The sequence below is a fragment of the Caulobacter radicis genome (assembly GCF_003094615.1).
Lineage (GTDB): Bacteria > Pseudomonadota > Alphaproteobacteria > Caulobacterales > Caulobacteraceae > Caulobacter > Caulobacter radicis.
In genome coordinates this window covers 13,541-32,947 of the sequence record NZ_QDKO01000045.1, presented here as the reverse complement: position 1 = coordinate 32,947, position 19,407 = coordinate 13,541, and the positions used below count along the sequence as shown (strand labels likewise).

General features: G+C 70.3%; 14 protein-coding genes. 11 read left to right on the top strand and 3 right to left on the bottom strand.

Annotation, left to right across the window (positions count from 1 at the left end):
- Positions 1–4 precede the first annotated feature (4 nt).
- The 8 genes from DDF62_RS25205 (at position 5) to DDF62_RS25170 (ending at position 9,877) form a co-directional block, all read left to right on the top strand.
- Positions 5–292 carry a VirB3 family type IV secretion system protein gene (locus tag DDF62_RS25205; RefSeq protein ID WP_116491671.1) on the top strand — a complete coding sequence of 96 codons (288 nt, stop codon included), beginning with the start codon at positions 5–7 and terminating at the stop codon, positions 290–292.
- Positions 271–2,646 (top strand): VirB4 family type IV secretion/conjugal transfer ATPase, encoded by a 2,376-nt coding sequence (locus DDF62_RS25200; RefSeq protein WP_116491670.1) that lies wholly within the window; start codon positions 271–273, stop codon positions 2,644–2,646. Before DDF62_RS25205 ends, DDF62_RS25200 begins: the two co-directional genes overlap by 22 nt.
- Positions 2,643–3,854 carry a TrbL/VirB6 family protein gene (locus DDF62_RS25195; RefSeq protein WP_116491669.1) on the top strand — a complete coding sequence of 404 codons (1,212 nt, stop codon included), beginning with the start codon at positions 2,643–2,645 and terminating at the stop codon, positions 3,852–3,854. The genes DDF62_RS25200 and DDF62_RS25195 overlap by 4 nt, the downstream gene beginning before the upstream one ends.
- 29 nt (positions 3,855–3,883) lie before the next feature.
- A complete protein-coding gene (locus DDF62_RS25190; RefSeq protein ID WP_165832380.1) occupies positions 3,884–4,621 on the top strand; it encodes a TrbG/VirB9 family P-type conjugative transfer protein in 738 nt (245 codons plus the stop codon).
- The gene (locus DDF62_RS25185) at positions 4,618–5,751 is read left to right on the top strand and encodes a TrbI/VirB10 family protein (RefSeq protein WP_116491667.1); all 1,134 of its coding nucleotides are present in this window, start codon (positions 4,618–4,620) and stop codon (positions 5,749–5,751) included. Before DDF62_RS25190 ends, DDF62_RS25185 begins: the two co-directional genes overlap by 4 nt.
- Complete coding sequence (gene virB11 / locus DDF62_RS25180) at positions 5,748–6,728, top strand: P-type DNA transfer ATPase VirB11 (protein WP_116491666.1); 981 nt, start codon at positions 5,748–5,750, stop codon at positions 6,726–6,728. Before DDF62_RS25185 ends, virB11 begins: the two co-directional genes overlap by 4 nt.
- Positions 6,729–6,802: 74 nt before the next feature.
- On the top strand, positions 6,803–8,515 hold the full coding sequence (locus tag DDF62_RS25175) for a DUF1800 domain-containing protein (RefSeq protein WP_116491665.1): 1,713 nt from the start codon (positions 6,803–6,805) through the stop codon (positions 8,513–8,515).
- Positions 8,516–8,518: 3 nt separating this feature from the next.
- Entirely contained in the window at positions 8,519–9,877 is a 1,359-nt protein-coding gene (locus DDF62_RS25170; protein ID WP_116491664.1) for a DUF1501 domain-containing protein, read from the top strand.
- Positions 9,878–9,965: 88 nt separating this feature from the next.
- Here the strand turns inward: DDF62_RS25170 and DDF62_RS25165 are convergent, their stop codons facing one another.
- From DDF62_RS25165 to DDF62_RS25155, 3 genes are all read right to left on the bottom strand, one after another.
- Positions 9,966–10,973 (bottom strand): NAD-dependent epimerase/dehydratase family protein, encoded by a 1,008-nt coding sequence (locus DDF62_RS25165; protein WP_116491663.1) that lies wholly within the window; start codon positions 10,971–10,973, stop codon positions 9,966–9,968.
- A 24-nt stretch (positions 10,974–10,997) separates the two neighbouring features.
- Positions 10,998–11,585 (bottom strand): TetR/AcrR family transcriptional regulator, encoded by a 588-nt coding sequence (locus tag DDF62_RS25160; protein WP_116491682.1) that lies wholly within the window; start codon positions 11,583–11,585, stop codon positions 10,998–11,000.
- Between the two features lie 131 nt (positions 11,586–11,716).
- Positions 11,717–14,482, bottom strand: coding sequence for a TonB-dependent receptor (locus DDF62_RS25155; protein WP_116491662.1), 2,766 nt, complete (start codon positions 14,480–14,482; stop codon positions 11,717–11,719).
- A 246-nt stretch (positions 14,483–14,728) separates the two neighbouring features.
- Between DDF62_RS25155 and DDF62_RS25150 the strand changes: the two genes are divergently transcribed.
- The 3 genes from DDF62_RS25150 (at position 14,729) to DDF62_RS25140 (ending at position 19,343) form a co-directional block, all read left to right on the top strand.
- Positions 14,729–15,841, top strand: a complete 1,113-nt coding sequence (locus DDF62_RS25150; protein WP_116491661.1) for a phosphatidylinositol-specific phospholipase C1-like protein — start codon at positions 14,729–14,731, stop codon at positions 15,839–15,841.
- An 83-nt stretch (positions 15,842–15,924) separates the two neighbouring features.
- Positions 15,925–18,192 carry a TonB-dependent receptor gene (locus DDF62_RS25145; RefSeq protein ID WP_116491660.1) on the top strand — a complete coding sequence of 756 codons (2,268 nt, stop codon included), beginning with the start codon at positions 15,925–15,927 and terminating at the stop codon, positions 18,190–18,192.
- The gene (locus DDF62_RS25140; protein ID WP_116491659.1) at positions 18,189–19,343 is read left to right on the top strand and encodes an MFS transporter; all 1,155 of its coding nucleotides are present in this window, start codon (positions 18,189–18,191) and stop codon (positions 19,341–19,343) included. Before DDF62_RS25145 ends, DDF62_RS25140 begins: the two co-directional genes overlap by 4 nt.
- The last annotated feature ends 64 nt before the right edge of the window (positions 19,344–19,407 follow it).

Here is a 19,407-nt window from a genome sequence, read left to right as displayed (position 1 = left end):
CCTGATGGCCGCCCCCCTCGATCGCGACGTGGTGTTCGGGGCCCTGACCCGGCCCCAGATGTTCGCCGGCGTGACCTACAGCTACTTCGTCGTCAACGGCGTGGTCACGACCGAGCTGTTCCTGATCACCAAGTCGTTCTGGGCGCTGCTGGCGGCGCTCGTGATCCACGCGATCGGCTACGCGGCCTGCCTGCGCGAACCGCGCATCTTCGACCTGTGGCTGACCAGGGTCAGCCGCTGCCCCCGCGTTCCCAATTTCCGGGCCTGGCGATGCAACAGCTACCAACCGTGAAGCCGAAAGCGGGCCGCGAGGCCTCGGCCGGCAAGCGCCTGCCCTACGCCCGCCTGCTGGACGAGCGCACGATCGAGACGCGCGACGGCCTCCTGATGCAGGTCATCCACCTGGCCGGCCTGCCGTTCGAGACCGCCGACAGCGAGACCCTGAACTACCGCAAGGCCGTGCGCGACGTGATGCTGCGGGGCCTGGCCTCCTCGCGCTTCGCCGTCTACCACCACATCATCCGCCGCGAGGCCAGGGTCGGCACGGAAGGCGACTTCGCCGACGGCTTCAGCACCCGGCTCGACGCCGAGTGGAGCGCGCGCCTTTCGGGCCGCAGGCTCTACGTCAACGACCTCTTCCTGACGATCGTCCGCCGCCCCCTGCAGGGCCAGGGCGGACTGATCGACAAGGCTCTGCGCCTGGCCAAGGGCCCCGCCCAGACCGCCGGCCAGAAGGCCCAGGACCGCCGCGAACTCGACGCCGCCCGCGACAGCCTGGTCTCGGCCCTGGCGCCCTACGGCGCGCGGGTGCTTTCCCAGTACGAGGGCGCGGGCGGAACGTGCTCGGAGCCGCTGGAATTCCTGTCCTACCTCTACAACGGCGAGATGCGCCCGGTGCTGGCGCCGGAAGGCGACGTGGGCGAGTACCTGCCCTATCGGCGGGTCAGCTTCGGCCACGAGACGCTGGAGCTGTCGCGCGCCGGCGCCCTGGCGCGCAGCTTTTCTTCGATCGTCTCGGTCAAGGACTATCCCGCACAGACCACGCCGGGGATGCTCGACGACCTGCTGCGCCTGCCGTGCGAGATGGTGGTCACCCAGAGCTTCGGCTTCGTCGACCGCCAGCCGACGCTGGACCGCATGAACCTGGCCCTGCGCCGCATGCGCGCGGCCGACGACGACGCCATCAGCGTCAAGGCCGACCTGATCCGCGCCAAGGACGACGTGGTCAGCGGCCGCGCCGCCTTCGGCGAGCATCACCTGTCGGTACTGGTGCGCGGGCAGAGCCTCGAAGGCCTCGACCAGTCGACCGCCGAGGTGATGAGCGCCTTCACCGAGATGGGCGCCATCGCCGTGCGAGAGGACGTCAACCTGGAGCCGGCCTTCTGGGCTCAGTTCCCGGGCTGCTTCAAGGACATCGCCCGCCGGGCGCTGATCTCGACCGCCAACTTCGCCGGTTTCGCCAGCGGCCACAACTTCCCGGTCGGCAAGGCCCTGGGCAATCACTGGGGCCCGGCGGTGACGCTGCTGGAAACCACCTCGGCCGGCCCCTACCACTTCAACTTCCACAAGGGCGATCTGGGCAACTTCACGATCATCGGCCCGTCGGGCTCGGGCAAGACCGTGGTGCTGAACTTCCTGCTGGCCCAGGCCCAGAAGTACGCGCCGCGCACGGTCTTCTTCGACAAGGACCGCGGCGCCGAGATCTTCCTGCGCGCCATCGGCGGCCGCTACGAGGTGCTGCGTCCCGGCCAGGCCACGGGCTTCAACCCGCTGGCCCTGGAGGACGCGCCGGCCAACCGCCGCTTCGTCGCCGACTGGATCGCGCGCCTCGTCTCCCAGCCCGGCGAGAGCCTGACGCCCGACGACCTGGCCCGCATCAAGGACGCCGTCGACGCCAACTACGACCAGGCGCCGCGCCTGCGCCGCCTGCGCTTCTTCGCCGAGCTGTTCAAGGGCGCGCGCCGCCCCGACGCCGCCGACCTCTTCGCGCGGCTGGCGCCGTGGCACGGGACCGGCGAGCACGCCTGGCTGTTCGACAACGCGCAGGACGGCCTGGACCTTTCGGCCGCCACCCTGGGCTTCGACATGACCCAGCTGCTGGATGACCCGGCCCTGCGCACCCCGGCCATGATGTACCTGTTCCACCGCGTGGAGCAGCGCCTGGACGGCCATCCGACCCTGATCGTCGTCGACGAGGGCTGGAAGGCGCTGGACGACGACGTCTTCGTCGCCCGGATCAAGGACTGGGAAAAGACCCTGCGCAAGCGCAACGGCCTGGTCGGCTTCGCCACCCAGTCGGCCCAGGACGCCCTGGAAAGCCGCATCGCCAGCGCCATCGTCGAGCAGGCCGCCACCCAGATCTTCATGGCCAACCCCAAGGCCCAGGCGAAGGACTACTGCGGGGGCTTTGGCCTGACGGAGCATGAGTTCGAGCTGGTCCGCAGCCTGCCCGACACCGCCCGCTGCTTCCTGATCAAGCACGGAACCGACAGCGTCGTGGCCCGCCTCAACCTGGCCGGCTCGCCCGAGCTGCTGACGGTGCTGTCGGGCCGCGAGAGCACGGTGCGCCGGCTCGACGCCCTGCGCGAGCGCCTGGGCGACGCCCCCGAGGCCTGGATGGCCAAGCTCCTGAAGGAGGCCGCATGACGCCGCTGGCTTGCCCCGCCGCCGCCGCCCCGCTGGTCCAGGGCCTGATCGGCTCGGTCGACTGCCAGGTGCACGGACTGGCCCAGGCCGGCTATGCGGCCCTGTCGGCGCCCGGCTCGCCGGTCTCCACCCTGCTGACCGTGCTGATGACCCTCTATGTGGGCTTCATGGGCTACCGACTGGTGCTGGGTCGCGGAACCCTGCGGATCGGCGACGCCACCATCGCCGCCGTGAAGCTGGCCCTGGTCGTGGCGCTGGCCACCAACTGGGCGCTGCTGGAGACCCTGGCCTACGACCTGCTGTTCAAGGCCCCGACCGAGGTTGGAAGCCTGCTTCTGACCCAGCTGGACGGCGGCGGCGCTGGCAAGCTCGATCCATACGTTCGCCTACAGTTCGCCTTCGACGCCCTGCAGGACGCCGCCCAGCATTTCGCGACCCGGGCCGGCGCCCGCGACGCGGCGCTGCAAGGCGGTCCGGGCTTCGCGGCCTTCGCCGCCAATGTCGGCGGCCTCGTCATGCTGCTGACCAGCCTGGGCGTCGTGCTGGCCTGCAAGGTGGTGCTGTCGGTGCTGCTGGCCCTGGCCCCGATCGTCGCGGGCCTGCTGCTGTTCGAAACCACGCGCGGCCTCGTCGAGGGCTGGCTGAAGGCGATGATCGCCCTGGCCGTCCTGCCGATGATCGCCACCCTGGCCCTGTCGCTGGAGCTGGCCATGATGGCCCCGTCCCTCAAGGCCCTGGCGGCCATGAAGGACGTCCAGCAGTTCGCCGAGCTCGACATGGGTCCGGCGATCACCGTGCTGGTGCTCAGCCTCGTCTTCGCCGCCGTGCTGGTCGCCGCCGCCATAGCGGTGTGCGTCATCGCCGCCGGCCTGCGCCTGCCGCGCGAACACCAGATCGGCCAGGAGACCCCGCCCGCATCCCTTTTCGGCGGTTCGACCGCCTCGCCGCTGGAGCCGCCTTCGCGCGCCGCCCATGTGGCCGCCGCCGCCGTCAGCCTGGCCCGGCGCGAGGAGCAGGCCGCCGCCAGCGCCGCCGCCACGTCCTCGCCCGTCGGTCCGCGCCGCCTGGTGGTGGTCTCCGACCGCGCGGACACCGCGCCGGCCTCCGGCTCGACCAACGCCCCGGCCGCCGCCGTCCCGCTGGGCGCCAGCTATCGCCGCCCGGCCTCGCCCCGCCTCGCCGCCTCCGGAGCCCGGAGAGACCAGTGACCCCGCTTACCCGTTCCGGAGTTTCGCCCGTGAAGCGCCCGCTTCTGGCCCTGTCGCTCGCCTGCCTGCTGGCCACGCCCGCCCTGGCCCAGACCGCCGCCGCCCCGGCGCCCGCGCCCGACCCGCGCATCCGCACCCTGCCCTACGACCCCGACCAGGTTTACCGCCTGAGCGGCGTCATGGGCTTCCAGACCATGCTGGAGTTCGCCCCCGACGAGCGGATCGAGAACGTCTCGATCGGCGACGCCCTGGGCTGGCAGGTCACGCCCAACAAGCGCGCCACCCTGCTGTTCCTGAAACCCGTGGACCGCGCCCCGGTCACCAACATGACCGTCGTCACCGACCGTCGCCGCTATGTCTTCGAGCTGTCGGTGTCGCCGGGCGGGACGGACGCCGCCTATGTGGTGCGCTTCCGCTATCCGGCGGTTCCGGTCGAGATCGCCGCCCCGCCCGCCAAGCCGGCCGCGGCACAGCCGCCGCGCAACGCCGCCTACACCATCAAGGGCTCGGCCGCCCTGGCCCCGGCGCGGGTGTTCGACGACGGCCGCGCCACCTATTTCGCCTGGCCCAGCCAAGCCGAGCTGCCGGCGATCTTCGTCATCGGCGCCGACGGCTCTGAGGGTCTCGCCAACGCCGTGGTCAAGGACGGCTACCTGGTCGTCGACCAGCTGGCCCCGCGCTTCGTGCTGCGCAGCGACAAGGCCAGCGCCACCGTCGTCAACGCCGCCTGGCAAGTCCCGGGGAAGGTTCAGGGGAAGGCCCGATGACCCAGGACATCGATCCGCGTCTATCACCCCAGGTCCAGGACGACCTGGCCGTCGCCGACGCCCAGGCCCGCCCCGTGGTCGGCAAGGCCGGCGGCGTTTCCAACCTCGCCATCATGGCCGGTTTCGGCGTGTTCGGCGTCGCCGTGTTCGCCTGGCTGTCGAGCCACCGCGCCGACGCCGGCCAGCGCCCGCAAGCCGTTCCGCCCGCCGCCGTCCAGCCCGCGCCGGTGGCCAAGCTCGCCCAGGTTCAGGGACCGCTCTACGCCGTGCCCGCCCCGCAGTTCACGGTCGACAACAGCGCGCCCGCCGATCCGGCCCCGCCGCCGGCGCCCGCCTACGCGCCGCCGCCGCCCGCCGCGGTGTTCGCTGGTCCGGCGGACGACTCCGGCCGGCGCCGCGCGCCCACCCTGGTCGTCGACCTCAGCGACCGGGGCCAGCCCGCCGCCAAGGCCGCCCCCGGCAGCCCCGCGGCCGTCGCCGGCGAGGCCACCCGCGTGGCCGCCCTCAATCCCGACGAACGCTTCGCCGATCGCGTGGGCCTGGACGAGGCCGCGCCCGCCAAGGCCAGCGCCATGCAGGACCTGGACGCCATCATCCCGCAGGGCGCGGTGATCCCGGCGGTGATGGAGACGGCGATCAATTCCGACCTGCCGGGCCTGGCCCGCGCCATGGTCACCCGCGACGTCAAGAGCTTCGACGGCTCCACCGTGCTGATCCCGCGCGGCAGCCGGGTCATCGGCCAGTACAAGTCGGGCCTGGCGCTGGGCGCCAGCCGGGTCTTCGTGATCTGGACCCGGGTGATCCGCCCCGACGGCGTGTCGGTGCAGATCGGCTCGCCGGCCGCCGACCCGCTGGGCCGGGGCGGCCTGGAAGGCAAGGTCGACCGCCACTTCTTCACCCGCTTCGGCGGCTCGATCCTGACCTCGGTGCTCAGCGCCGGCGTCGCGGCGGTCAGCAACAGCCGGGCCAATTCGCAGATCTACATCGGCTCGATGTCGGAAGCGGCCAACCTGGCCAACGCCGCCAAGGGGACCAACACCTCGCCGACGATCAAGACCCCTCAGGGCGCGCCGGTGACGATCTTCGTCGCCCGCGACCTCGACTTCTCCGGCGTGCGGAGCCTCAAATGACCCATCACGCCCCGATGGGGGTCTATCTGGAGGCCTACCTGGCGCCGCTGGCGCCGTGGCTGGCCGATCCGGCGGTGACCGACCTCTATGTCAACCGGCCCGGCGAGCTGTGGGTCGAGCGGCTGGGCGGCGCGATCGCCGCCGAGAACGTTCCCGAACTGGACGAGACCAACCTCTGGCGGCTGGCCCGCCAGGTGGCCGCCATCGCCCACCAGGGCGTCAGCCGCGAGCATCCCCTGCTGTCGGCCGTGCTGCCCGACGGCGCCCGCGTGCAGGTCGTCGCCCCGCCCGCCACGCGCGGCGGGATCGTCATGGCCATCCGCAAGCACGTGGTCTCGGACCTGTCGCTGGACGACTACGCCGCCGCCGGCGCCTTCGACCGCGCCACGGCCCCGCCGATCCGCCCCGACGCGGCCCTGCGCGCCCTGCTCGACGCCGGCGACGTGCGCGGCTTCCTGTCGGCGGCCGTGCGGGCGGGCAAGAACATCGTCGTCAGCGGCGGCACCTCGACCGGCAAGACCACCTTCCTCAACGCCCTGCTGAAGGAGGTCCCGCTCGACCAGCGCCTGGTGCTGATCGAGGACGCGCCCGAGATCCGGCTCATTCACCCCAACGCCGTCGGCCTGGTGGCCGCGCGCGGCGAGCAGGGGCAGGCCCGGATCGGGACCGAGCACCTGCTGCAGGCCAGCCTGCGCCTTAGGCCCGACCGGATCATCCTGGGCGAGCTGCGCGGGGCCGAGGCCTTCAGCTTCCTGCGCGCCGTCTCCAGCGGCCATCCCGGCTCGATGACCACCGTCCACGCCGACGACCCGCGCGGCGCGGTCGAGCAGTTGGCCCTGATGGCCCTGCAGGCCGGCGCCAACCTGCGACGCCAGGACGTGGTCGACCATGTCGAGCGCGTCGTCGACGTCTTCGTCCAGCTTCACCGCCAGGACGGCGTCCGCGCCGTGCGGGAGATCGTGTTCATAGACCGCTAGAGCCGGCCTTCAACCACCTTGTTTTTCGCGTTCAGCGCGCCCGCTCCGCGGGCGTGATCGGGGATCTATTGTCCATGCGTATCAGACTTCTAGCTTCGGGGTCCGGGATCGGCCTGGCCCTTCTTCTGACGGCCTGCGGCGGCGGTGGAGGCGGCGGCGGGGGATCCTCCACGCCCCAGGGCGGCGGCGGCACGACGCCGACCGCCCCGCCCCCGCCGGCGGTGATCTCGGCGGCCGAGGCCTCGCGCCTGGCCAAGCAGGCGAGCTTTGGCCCCACGCCCGAGCTGATCGACCAGATCGTCGCCGCCAAGAGCGCGTCGGCCTGGATCGACCAGCAACTGGGGCTGAGCTCCAGCACCTATGCCGACATCGCCGGCAAGCCCGTGCCGACCAACTTCTGCACGGCCCAGAACCTGACCGGCACGGATCTCAGCGTCTGCAACCGCGACAACTTCGGCGCCCTGCCGATGGCCATGCGCTTCTATTCCAACGCCATGGGCAAGGACGACCAGTTGCGCCAGCGCACGGCCTTCGCCCTGTCGCAGATCGTGGTGGCCTCGGACCTCGAGGTGCACACCACCGCGGGCCTGGCGACCTTCAACCAGGTCCTGCTGGGCAACGCCTTCGGCAACTACAAGGACATCCTGCGCGAGGTGACCCTGAACCCGTTCATGGGCAACTTCCTCGACATGGTCGACAGCAACAAGTCGGCCCCCAACGAAAACTACGCCCGCGAGCTGATGCAGCTGTTCTCGGTCGGCACGGTGATGCTGAACATGGACGGCACGCCCAAGACCGGCGCCGACGGGGCGGTGATCGCCACCTATTCCAACGCCGAGGTCAAGGAAGTGGCCCGGGCGCTGACCGGCTGGACCTACGCCCGCCTCGATGGCGCGGCGATCAGCGACTACGTCAAGGTCGACTACACCAGGCCGATGATCGTCAACGCCGCCCGGTTCGACACCGGCGCCAAGACCTTCCTGAACGTGACGATCCCGGCCGGCGCGACCCAGCAGCAGAACGTCGACACGGTGGTCGACACCGTCTTCAACCACCCCAACACCCCGCCCTTCATCGCCAAGCGGCTGATCCAGCAGCTGACCCTGGCCAACCCCTCGCCGGCCTATGTGGGCCGGGTCGCGGCCGTGTTCGCCGACAACGGCGCGGGCGTGCGCGGCGACATGAAGGCGGTGATCAAGGCGATCCTCACCGACAGCGAGGCGCGCGGCTCGGCCGCCACGCCCGGCAAGGTCAAGGAGCCGGTGCTGTTCCTGACGGGCCTGGCGCGCGGCATGGGCCTGAAGTCCGACGGCTACGCCTTCTACTACCGCGACAACGGCCTGGGGCAGATGCCCTTCCGCGCCCCGTCGGTGTTCAACTTCTATCCGTACGACTTCCCGCTTCCGCTGGGCTCGGGCGAGATGAGCCCGGCCAGCAAGCTGATGACCACCTCGACCATGGTCGCCCGCCACAACCTGGCCTGGGACTGGACCATGGGCGGCGAGGCCACCCGCACCGAGTTCAAGACCCAGCCGACCATTCCCGGCTCGGTTCCGGTCGAGCTGCCCTGGGCCCAGTGGGAGGCCCTGGCCGCCGACGAGGCCAAGATGCTCGAGCGCATCGATCTCGTCTTCCTCAACGGGACCATGACCTCGGCCCAGCGCGGCGCGCTGTCGTCGGCCATGGCCGCCGTCAAGAACACCGACCCCGCCATCCAGGCGCGCAAGCGGGCGCAGGTCGCCCTCTACATCGTCGCCTCCTCGCCCCACTTCCAGGTCGATCGCTGAGCCATGACCCTTTCCCGCCGTGATTTCGGCCGGCTGCTCGCCGGCGCCTCCGCCACCGCCGCCCTCGCCCAGATCGGGGTTTCGGCCGCCATCGCCGACACCTCCAGCTATCGCGCGATGGTCGGGGTCTTCCTGTTCGGCGGCAATGACGCCTGGAACATGGTGATCCCCAACGACGAGCGTTACGCCGACTACGCCGCCAAGCGCTCGGCCATCGCCGTCAAGCAGGACGCCCTCGTGCCGCTGACCGGCACGGCGTTCGGCCTGCATCCGGCCATGGCCTCGCTGAAGAGCGCCTGGGACGAGGGGGCGCTCAGCGTCGTGCTCAACACCGGCACGCTGTTCCAGCCGCTGACCAAGACCATCTACCAGAGCCGCCCGGACCTGCGCCCGCTGAACCTGATGTCCCACGAGGACCAGCAGAACGAGTGGCAGGGCATGCGCATGCGCGAGAAGAACCTCGACGGGTTCATGGGCCGGATCCTCGACCGCGCGGAAGCCGCCGAGATCCCGCCGCTGGTCTCGATCGCCGGCTCGCAGCTGGCCCTGCTGGGCAGCCGCAAGTCGCCGCTGATCCTGCCCTCCAGCGGCGGCGTCTCGCGCAGCGGCTACAACGCCGCCAGCACCGACGCGGCCACGATCGCCCGCCAGCAGGCGCTGAACACCTTCTCGGACGCCTCGGCCTTCGGGGCGGTGACCGACTTCACCGGCCGGGGCATGTCGTCGGCCTACGCCCAGGCGGCGACGGCCAACACCATCATCACCTCGACGACCTCGACGGTGGACCAGCACTTCAAGAACCCGACCACCGGCGCGACCCTGACCAGCGAGATCTCGCGCCAGCTCCTGCGTGCGGCGCGGATGATCGAGGCCCGCAACAATCTGGGCCACGCCAAGCAGACCTTCTTCGTCAGCCAGGGCGGCTACGACACCCACAACGGCCAGGTCGCCTCGCACAACAGCCTGTACGCCGACCTCGCCATGGCCCTGGCGGCCTTCTACAGCGCCATGAAGGCGCTGGGCCTGGCCAACAGCGTCACCGCCTTCACGATGTCGGACTTCGGCCGGGTCTACAAACCCAACGCCAACGCCGGCACCGACCACGCCTGGGGCTCCAACCACCTGGTACTGGGCGCGGGCCTGGCCAAGGGCAAGGTCCACGGCCGCTATCCCGACACCACCTATGGCGGGGCCGAGGACGCCTACAACGACGGCCGCTGGATCCCCAGCATCGCTGTCGAGGAATATGTCGGCGCCATCGCCCAGTGGTACGGCGTCTCGCCCGCCGACATGCCGTACGTCTTCCCCAACTGGGTGACGTGGAACGGCGGCGGGCGCGGGCCCGTGCCGTTGTTCGGGTGACCGCAGAGCAGCAAACAGATGTCGTCATCCCGGGCGAAGGCGCAAAGCGCCGCAGACCCGGGATGACGATGAAAGGTGCGAGTGCTTTCTAGACGCCCGCCAGCTCCGCCAGCCCCTGCTCGCGTGACACCACCGGCGCATAGCCCAGCGCCGCGCGCGCCTTGGCGATGCTGACGGTCACCTCGACGGCCGAGGTGGCGTAGACCTGCCGGCTCAGCGGCCCCTTGATCCGGCCGCCGCTGATCGCCGCCAGGGCGTCGCCGATCGTGGCGATGGTCTTCAGCAGGCCGCGCGGCACGGCCTTGTCCGGCGCCGTCAGCCCCTGCGTGGCCAGGAGGCGCGTGGCGAAGGCGCGGAACTCCACCGGCTCTCCGTCGGTGATGAAATAGGCCTGCCCGCCCGCGCCGTTCTTCAGCGCCAGGACCACGCCCTCGCACAGGTTGGCCACATGGGTGGTCGAGGTGCGGTAGCGGCCGCCGTCGATCCAGGCGAAGGCGCCCGAGCGCACCGCGTCGGCCAGTTGTGGCAGGGCCGTGGTGTCGTCGCGTCCCCAGACGAAGCGCGGCCGCACCGCCATGACCTCGAAACCCGGCTCGCTCTGCGCCAGCGCCATGCGCTCGGCCTGCGCCTTGGTCTTCGAATAGGCCCCGGCCGGACGACGCGGATAGGCGTGGTCCTCGGTCGCCCCGACCAGCGGCGCGCCGTCCAGCAGCACCGACTCGGTGCTGATCAGCACCGCGCGCGACACGCCCGCCGCCTTTGCGGCGGCCAGCACCGCGCGCATCCCTTCGACATTGATCCGCCGAAGGCGCGCCTCGACGCCGGCCCCGTGGTCGGTGTCGGCGGCGGCGTGGACCAGGGCGTCGCAACCGGCCATGGCCCGCGCCAGATCAGGACTGAAGAGGTCGCCCTCGAACGCCTCGGCGCCCAGGTCGCGGACGGTCTTGATGGCGGCCGCGCTGCGGGCCAGCGCCACGACCCGCACGCCATCGGCGACGAGACGGCGGATCAGGTTGCGGCCGACATAGCCGCTGCCTCCGGTGAGGAACAGGCGCGCGGGGACGCGCCCGCCGGCGGCGGGTTCGTTGAAGCTCATGGTCTCAAGTCCTTGGGTGGGGGGTCAGGTCGTCTTCGGCGACGGCAGGGGCGCCTCGCCGTCGGGCTTGGCGGTCACCAGCCAGTTGATCTCGCGCAGAATCCGGGCGCGCTCGCCCGCCGGCCAGGCGTGGTAGTCCAGCGCCTCCAGCAGCTTCAGCCCCTCCAGCGCCAGATAGGCCAGTTGCGCCCCGCGCGGGCTGGCGGCGTCAGCGATCAGGGCGCCGATGACCGTCTTCTGGTTTTCCTGGATATGGCCGCGCAGGCCGGCGTCCTGGGCCAGGGCCGCGCACAGGTTCAGGGCCACCGCGCGGAAGTCGTCCGGCAAAGGCGTCGCCGCCGCCAGGATCCGGCCTCGGATCACCGCGTCGTCCTGCCCGTCCAGGCTCTGCGTCATGGCGGTGTTGAAGGCGTTGTCGCGCGCCACGGCGCGCTCGACCACGGCGTCGATCAGCGCCGCCTTGGTCTTGAAGTCGTACAGCACCGTGGCCTTGCCGATGCCGGCCTGCTCGGCCACCGCGTCCAGCGTCAGGCGCGCGGCCCCGTCGCGGGCGACCACCGCCTCGGCGGCGTCGAGCACCGCGTCACGATCGACGATGCGTTTACGGCCCATGGCCAACTCCATTTATAACCGACTGGTCGGATATAAATGAAATCACGCCGCCGGGTCAACCACGGACCCCAAACGACGACGCCCCGGAGCCTTTCGGCCCCGGGGCGCGCCGTTACGCGAAGAGATGCGCCTTAGAACTGGATGTTGGCGCCGAAGAAGACCGTCCGGCCGCTCTTGGTGTGGTTCCACAGGCGGTGAGCGCCCGGCAGGGTGACGTCGACCTTGTTGACCGCGTCGTAGACGTAGAAGCTGTTGTATTGGGCTTCACGCTCGTCGGTCAGGTTGACGCCGTCCAGGGTCAGGCGGATGCGCGGCGAGACCTGATAGAAGGCCGAGGCGTCGACATAGGTGGTGGCCTCGAAGCCGCCGCTGTCGATCGTGTAGTCCGAGCGATAGTTCGACGACACCCGCGCGCCCCACTTGGCGGCCTCGTAGTAGAGCGTGACGTTGGCGTTGACGTCAGACAGGCCGTACATCTGGCCCTTCACGTCCTTGCCGCTGAACCTGTTGGTCGTCTCGGAGTCGATCAGCGTCAGGTTGGCGACCATGCCCAGGTTCTTCAGCGGACCCGGCAGGAAGAAGAAGTCGCTCTGGGCGCTCAGTTCCAGGCCGGTCAGGGTGGCGCCGGCGTTGTTGATCGAGCGGGTCCAGATCACCGGGGTCGAGCCGGTGACGCCGGCCACCAGGCCTTCGGCCAGTCCCGTGTCGGAGTAGACCGCCGCGTTCGTGGTGCTGGCCACCAGATTGTCGATCTTCTTGTGGAAGACGCCGGCCGTCAGCATGCCGACGCTGCCGAAGTACCACTCGGCGGCCAGGTCGAACTCGTCGGAGGTGTAGGGTTCCAGGTTCGGATTGCCGCTCGACACCGTCACCGTCGTGCCGTCGACGCTGATCGAGCCGTTCATGGCGTAGGAGGCCAGCGACGGACGGTTGATGTTCTGGGCGGCGGCGGCGCGGATCTGGAACTGGTCGTTGACCTCCAGCACCGCGTTGAAGGCCGGCAGCACGCCCGAATAGGTCTTCTTGACGGTGGTGGCGGTGTTGACGCCGCGCACGGCCATCACGCCCGACGAGGTCAGCTCGGTGTCGTAGGCGCGGGCGCCGATGTTGCCGCGCAGACGCATGCCCGCCAGCTCGGTCTTCCAGTCCAGCTGAAGGTAACCGGCCGTGGTGTCTTCCTGCACCTCGTAGATCGACTTGGGCGCGCCCAGCGTGCGGGTGACGTTGTACTTTGCCAGCGCCTTGTCCCAGTCGACGATCAGCCAGGCCTGGTCGTCGTGCTCGCGGAAGATCTTGTAGTAGTCGTTGACGCGGTCATCGAGCGTGCCCCGTTCCCACGGCGTCTTGTTCACGTCGTCGTTGGTCTGGGTGTAGCCCGAGTTCTCGAAGCCGCGGAATGACACGCCGCCCTTCAGGGTCAGGGCGTCGTCGAAGGCGTAGGAGCCGTTGAACTCGGCGTTCTTCAGCTTGGTCGTCTGGTAGGTGGCCGAGAAGTCGATCTCGTGGGCGCGGTAGTTGTTGGGGTCGGTGGTGTCCCAGCCGTAGATGTTCTTGCCGGTCTTGCCGCGGTAGTCGGTGATCAGGTCGCCGAACGCCTCGGTGTAGAACTTGTCCGAGATCGGGATGTCGTAGTCCGAGGTCTCCTGGCCGATGTGGCCGTCGAACTTCAGCTTGTCGGACAGCTCCCACTCGCCGCTCAGAACCAGTTGCTTGAAGGTGTTCTCGGTCTCCTGGCGACGGGTCTCGGTGGCGAACACCGTGTTGGCGACGTCGGCGTAGATGATGGTGTTGTACTTGTCGTACTGGATCGAGCGCAGCACCGGGGCCGGGGCCGTGACGCCCGAGTGCGGCGTCGCCGCGCCCAGGATGGTCGAGCCGACGCTGGCGCGGGTGGCCAGGTGGTTCTCGCTGCGGTCGTTGGAGAACTTGCCGTACAGGCCGTCCAGCGTGAGGGTCAGGTTCTCGACCGGACGCCATTGCACGGCGGTGGTGACGCCCAGGCGCTCGTTGTCGGCGCCCCACACCGACAGGCGGTTGCCGCGCTGGAAGATCAGCTCGCCGTTCAGGGCCTTGGTGCGGTCGGCCGGGCTGAGGTTGACCACGTTGGCCGCGACAGCCTTCTGCACGCCCGCGCCGTAGGTGTTGTAGCCCTGCTCCTCGACCTGGCGCTTGGAGTAGGCGACCGAGACCAGCACGCCGAACTTGTCGTCCCAGTTCTGGCTGATCATGCCGGCCACGCGCGGCTGGAAGTCCTTGGTGGCGCTGTTGGTGCCGCCTTGCAGCGACAGCGCGGCCTTGCGGCCCGAATATTCGAACGGCTTGGCGGTGTAGAGGCCGACGGTGCCGGCCATGCCGCCTTCGTCCTGCTCGGCCGAGAACGACTTGCGCACGTCGATCTTCGAGAACAGCTCCGAGGCGAAGATGTTGAAGTCGAAGGCGCGGTCGCGCGAGGTCTGGCCGCGGCTGTCCATCGGCGAGTCGACGTTGCCCAGCACTTCCATGCCGTTCAGCTGCACGCGGGTGAAGTCGGGACCCAGGCCCCGCAGGCTGACGCGGCGGCCTTCGCCGGCTTCGCGGTTGATCGCCACGCCCGGCAGGCGCTGCAGCGACTCGGCGAGGTTGAGGTCGGGGAACTTGGCCATGTCCTCGGCGACGATGACGTCGGCGACGATGCTGCTGTCGCGCTTCATCTCGCGGGCGACGCCCAGCGACTTGCGGAAGCCCTGGACGACGATGGCCTCGACCTCGGCCGTGTCGGGGGCCTCGTCGGGGTTGGCGGCGGTGGCGATCGGCGCGTCGGCCGACAGGTCGGCGGCCTGGGCCTGGGCGGCGAGCATGGCGAAGGCCAGGACGGCCGACGCGGCGCTGAGCGACAGCGCTTTCTTCGTGGTGGACATGAGACCCCCTGCAACTGGATCGCCGGGAGCCTCGAACAGAGCGGGCCGCCGGCGCGATGGCGGGGCGGTTAGGGCGAAATTGTGACCGCGTGTTACGAGTTTGATAACGGCCAGATGAAGCCCGACAGCGAGGGCCGGACTTTCCCCTTATTTGTTGCCGTCGCGCCGCAGGGCGGTCACGAAACGCCTGACGTCGAACCGTCATGCGTCGCCGCTAGAGAAGCCGCTTTCCAAGGTGGAGGGCGCGTGATGCTGGGTCTGGTGGCGGCGATGACGATGGCGGCGGCCCCCGAGGCGCCGCTGCGGATGAACGACCTTCTGGCCGTCGGCACCCACAATTCCTACAAGCAGGCGATCCCCGAGGCGGAGCTGGCCGCCATGATCGCCGCGCGGGGCCGGCCGGTGCTGGGGCTCGACTACGCCCACCGCCCCCTTGCCGAACAGCTCGACGCCGGCGCCCGCCAGCTGGAGATCGACGTCGTCGCCGACCCGCGGGGCGGACGCTACGCCAGGCCCCTGACCGCGCTCGGCGGCGGAACGACGCTGCCGCCGGCCACCGCCCAGGCCCTGGCCAAGCCGGGCTTCAAGACCCTGCACATGCCCGACGTCGACTTCCGCTCCTCGTGCGTGACCTTCATCGAGTGCCTGTCGCAGATCCGCGCCTGGTCGGACCAGCATCGCGACCACGCCCCGATCCTGATCATGCTCAACGCCAAGGAGGGCCAGGCCAGCCTGCCGGGCGGCGTCACGCCCCTGCCCTTCGACGAGCCCGCCTTCGACGCGCTGGACGCCGAGATCCGCGGCGTCTTCGGCCCCGACCGCCTGATCACCCCCGACCTGGTCCAAGGCAGGAAGCCGACGCTGCGCGAGGCGGTGCTGGCCGGCGGCTGGCCGACGCTGGAGGCCGCGCGCGGCAAGGTGTTCTTCGCCCTCGACGAGGGTCCGGCCAAGGTGGCGATCTATCGCGGCGAGCGCGCCTCGCTCGAAGGCCGGGCGATGTTCGTCAATACCGACGAGGCCTCGCCGGCCGCCGCCTACCTGACGCTCAACGATCCCGTGGCCCAGAAGGACCGCATCGCCGCGGCCGTGAAGGCTGGCTTCATCGTCCGCACCCGCGCCGACGCCGACACCTGGGCCGCCCGCGACGGCGACGTGACCCAGCGCGACGCCGCCCTTTCCAGCGGCGCCCAGTATGTCTCGACCGACTACATGTGGGCCGACCCGCGCCTGCCGGGGAACTACACGGTGCGCCTGCCCGGCGGCGTCGCGGCCGCCTGCAATCCCGTGCGCGCGCCCAAGGCCTGCCACGGCGCGATCGAGACGACCGCCGGCGCCCCGTCCAGGGCAATCCCGAAATAGGCAAACGCAAGTCGCCGAACGGCGCTTGCCAAAACGATAGTTATAGCTAGCATCCTCCTCGTACGGACATGCGGGGGGTTGTAGTGCGCAAGCTGCAAGTGTTCGCCGGGGTCGCCGCCGTCGCCTTGATGGCGTCGGCGACCTCATCCTGGGCTCAGACGGCCGACCAGGCCGCGCCCGTCGCGTTGGACGAGATCGTCGTCACCGCCCAGAGACGGGCGGAGAACCTGCAGGAGGTGCCCGTCTCGGTCACCGCCATGACGGGCGCCCAGCTGCAGAACCAGCGGGTCGGCGACTTGCTGGCGCTGTCGGGCCTGGCGCCCGGCCTGCAGATCAAGACCGACGACAACGCCGCCAACCCACGGATGTTCATCCGCGGCATCGGCGTCAACGACTTCAACCCCGGCACGGCCAGCGCCGTCGGCGTCTATGTGGACGGGGTCTATGTCGCTTCACCGCTGGCCCAGCTGGCCGGCTTCTACGACCTGGAGCAGGTCGAGGTGCTGCGCGGGCCGCAGGGCACGCTCTATGGCCGCAACACCACCGGCGGGGCGATCAACGTCGTCACCAGGAAGCCGACGACCACGCCGGGGGGCGACATCGCCGTCGAGTACGGTCGGTTCAACGCCGTCAACGCCCAGGGCGGCTTCGGCGGACCGATCGCCGGCGACGTGCTGTCGTTCCGCATCAGCGGCCTCTACGACAAGAACGACGGCTATACGACCAACCGCCTGACCGGGAACAAGGGCAACGACGCCAACCGCTGGGCCACGCGCCTGGCCCTGCGCTACCAGCCCGACGACAAGCTGACCGCCGACCTGTCGCTGAGCCTGAACCAGTCGCGCGGCGGCTCGATCTGGACCTACAACCGCTCGCTGGTGGCCCAGACGCCCGAGGCGGCCGGCGACTTCGATCCCAGCCTGGGCTACGCGGTCTGCAAGCCGGCCTACTACACCTCGGGCCAGTGCACGAACGTGCTGGGCTACGCCAACACCAGCTCCAACCTCTACGAGGGCGACTACCGCTTCGAGGGCAAGGACATCGTCAAACTGTTCGGGGCGACCGCCAGCGTCTCCTACGACCTGGGCGACATGACGCTCTATTCGATCACCGGCTACCAGCGCGCGGCCCGCGACGACTGGGAGGACACCGACGCCAACCCCTTGCAGGTGATCAGCGCCCGCTACATCGCCCTGCAGGAGACGGTCAGCCAGGAGTTCCGGCTGCAATCGAACGGCGCGGGCCCAACCCGCTGGGTGACCGGCCTCTACTGGGCCAAGGACGACCTCTCCAACGACAGCCGCTACGACGTGCTGGGCGACCTGCGCAATCCCACGCCCGACAACCCGACCGGCATGGACCCGGCCGCCAGCATCGGCGTGTTCGGCTGGCCGCTGACCCAGAAGACCCGCAGCTGGGCCGTCTTCGGCCAGGTCGACCACGACCTGACCTCGCGCCTGACCTTCACGGCCGGCCTGCGCTATTCGGTCGACGACAAGAGCTTCCACTATGTCAGCGACGTCGACTACGGCCTGCTGACCCTGTTCACCTACGACGGCGACAAGACCTTCAAGTCGCTGTCGGGCCGGCTTGGCCTGCGCTACGCGCTGACCGACGACGCCAACCTCTATGCGACCTACAATCGCGGCTACAAGAGCGGCGGCTTCTTCACCGGCCAGACCACCGCGCCGGAGGACCTGGGCCCCTATGACGACGAGACCGTCGACGCCTTCGAGGTGGGGGCCAAGAGCGAGTTCCTCGACCGCCGCCTGCGCCTGAACGCGGCCGCCTTCTACTACGACTACCAGGACCTGCAGGTTTACACCGTGATCCAGCGCGGGGCCCTGTCGGTGCAGTATTTCACCAACGCCTCGGCCGCCCGCGTCTACGGCGCGGAAGCCGAGATCGAGGCGCGGCCGGTGCGCGGCCTGTCGCTGACCCTCGGCGCGGCCCTGCTGAACGCCGAATACAAGGACTTCGTCTCGGTCGGGCAGGACTATTCGGGCAACCGCCTGCCCTCGGCCCCCAAGGCCAGCGTCAACGGCGTGGTCCGCTACGAGCATCCGCTGCCGGTCGGCGACTTCGCCGGCCAGCTGGACTTCACCTATCGCTCCAAGGTGTTCTTCGACACCGCCAACACCGAGCGCCTCAGCGACAAGGGTCGCGCCTACGTCAACGGCCAGCTGGGCTGGAAGCTCGACGGCGGCCGCTACGAGCTGGGCGTCTGGGGCAAGAACCTTTTCGACGAGACCAACATCCTCGACATCACCGCCATCGAGGGCCTGGGCTTCGACGTCTTCAGCATGGGCCCGCCGCGCACCTACGGCCTCTATCTGCGGGCCCGCTATTGAGCGGGCAGGCCGGCGCCTGGATAGGGCCCTCGCCCAGCCTCTCCGAGCGGCTGGCGGTGCTGTGGATCGGGATCGTGGGGGTGCTGTTTCCCGGCGTCGGCCCGCTGCTGCTGGGCGGGCTGGAGGCGGCCGGCCGGTTGACGGCGACAGAGATCGGCCTGGCCGGCATGGCCGAACTGGCGGCGATGGGGATCGGCGCGGCCCTGCTCGGCCCCGCCTTTGGCGCGAAGCGGCTGCGGCTGGCGGCGGTGGCCTGCGGCTGCTTCCTGGCGGCGCTGAACCTCGCCTCCACCTTCGCCCATGACGGCCTGCTGGTGCTGGCCCGGGCGGCGGCGGGCCTGCCGGCCGGAGCGCTGATCTGGATCATCACCGGCATGATCGTGCGCTCGCCCCGGCCCGATCGCTGGTCGGGGATCTACCTCACCATCCAGACCCTGGCGCAGTTGGTCGTGGTGTCGGCCCTGACCGTCTTCGTCATCGGCGAGTTCGGCCCCAATGGCGGCTTCGTGGCGCTGGCGGCGCTGGCCGCCTCGGCCGCCCTGGCCGGCGCGCTGATCCCGCGCGCCTGGGCCGCCCTGCCCCAGGCCGAGGACGGACCCAAGGGCCTGCCCAGCCCGCGCGGCTGGGTCGCCCTGCTGGCGGTGTTCTGCTTCCAGGCCTTCATCCTGGCGCTGTGGATCTATGCCGAGCCGCTGTCGCGCCAGGCCGGCCATCCGGCGACCACGGCGGGCCTGGCCTTCTCGATCTCGCTGGCCGCCCAGGTCGCGGGCGGGTCGGCGGCCACGGCCCTGGCAGGAAGGATGTCGTGGTTCGTGTCGCTGACCCTGGGGGTGATCGCGGCCGCCGCCTGCCTAGTGGTCTTCGCGGTGCTGCCGCCGGCGCCGGCCTTCCTGGCCGCCTCGGGCCTGTTCGGCTTCGCGTGGCTCTTCGCCTCGCCGTTCCTGACGCCGCTGGCCATCGAGGCCGATCCCAGCCGGCGGGCGGCCCTCCTGGGCCCCGGCGCCAGCCTGCTGGGCTGCGCGACCGGCCCGCTGCTGGCCGCCCTGATCGTCGGCGAACACGACGTGCGCCCGGCCGTCTGGCTGGCCGGAGGCCTCGCGATCGCCACCCTGGCCTTGATTTGCGGTCTTCACCTGACCCGCCACCGGTAAAGCGTGGGGATAAGCCAGTTTGGCCATTGCGAGCCCGCCCGACCTCTGATAGCCAGACCCCCTC

What these genes read in the sequence shown, in the direction of transcription:
- virB11 (WP_116491666.1), top strand. Translation starts at nt 5,748, where the DNA reads ATGACCCATCACGCCCCGATGGGGGTCTATCTGGAGGCCTACCTGGCG.
- DDF62_RS25200 (WP_116491670.1), top strand. Translation starts at nt 271, where the DNA reads ATGCAACAGCTACCAACCGTGAAGCCGAAAGCGGGCCGCGAGGCCTCG.
- DDF62_RS25165 (WP_116491663.1), bottom strand. Translation starts at nt 10,973, where the DNA reads ATGAGCTTCAACGAACCCGCCGCCGGCGGGCGCGTCCCCGCGCGCCTG.
- DDF62_RS25185 (WP_116491667.1), top strand. Translation starts at nt 4,618, where the DNA reads ATGACCCAGGACATCGATCCGCGTCTATCACCCCAGGTCCAGGACGAC.
- DDF62_RS25160 (WP_116491682.1), bottom strand. Translation starts at nt 11,585, where the DNA reads ATGGGCCGTAAACGCATCGTCGATCGTGACGCGGTGCTCGACGCCGCC.
- DDF62_RS25170 (WP_116491664.1), top strand. Translation starts at nt 8,519, where the DNA reads ATGACCCTTTCCCGCCGTGATTTCGGCCGGCTGCTCGCCGGCGCCTCC.
- DDF62_RS25195 (WP_116491669.1), top strand. Translation starts at nt 2,643, where the DNA reads ATGACGCCGCTGGCTTGCCCCGCCGCCGCCGCCCCGCTGGTCCAGGGC.
- DDF62_RS25175 (WP_116491665.1), top strand. Translation starts at nt 6,803, where the DNA reads ATGCGTATCAGACTTCTAGCTTCGGGGTCCGGGATCGGCCTGGCCCTT.
- DDF62_RS25155 (WP_116491662.1), bottom strand. Translation starts at nt 14,482, where the DNA reads ATGTCCACCACGAAGAAAGCGCTGTCGCTCAGCGCCGCGTCGGCCGTC.
- DDF62_RS25205 (WP_116491671.1), top strand. Translation starts at nt 5, where the DNA reads ATGGCCGCCCCCCTCGATCGCGACGTGGTGTTCGGGGCCCTGACCCGG.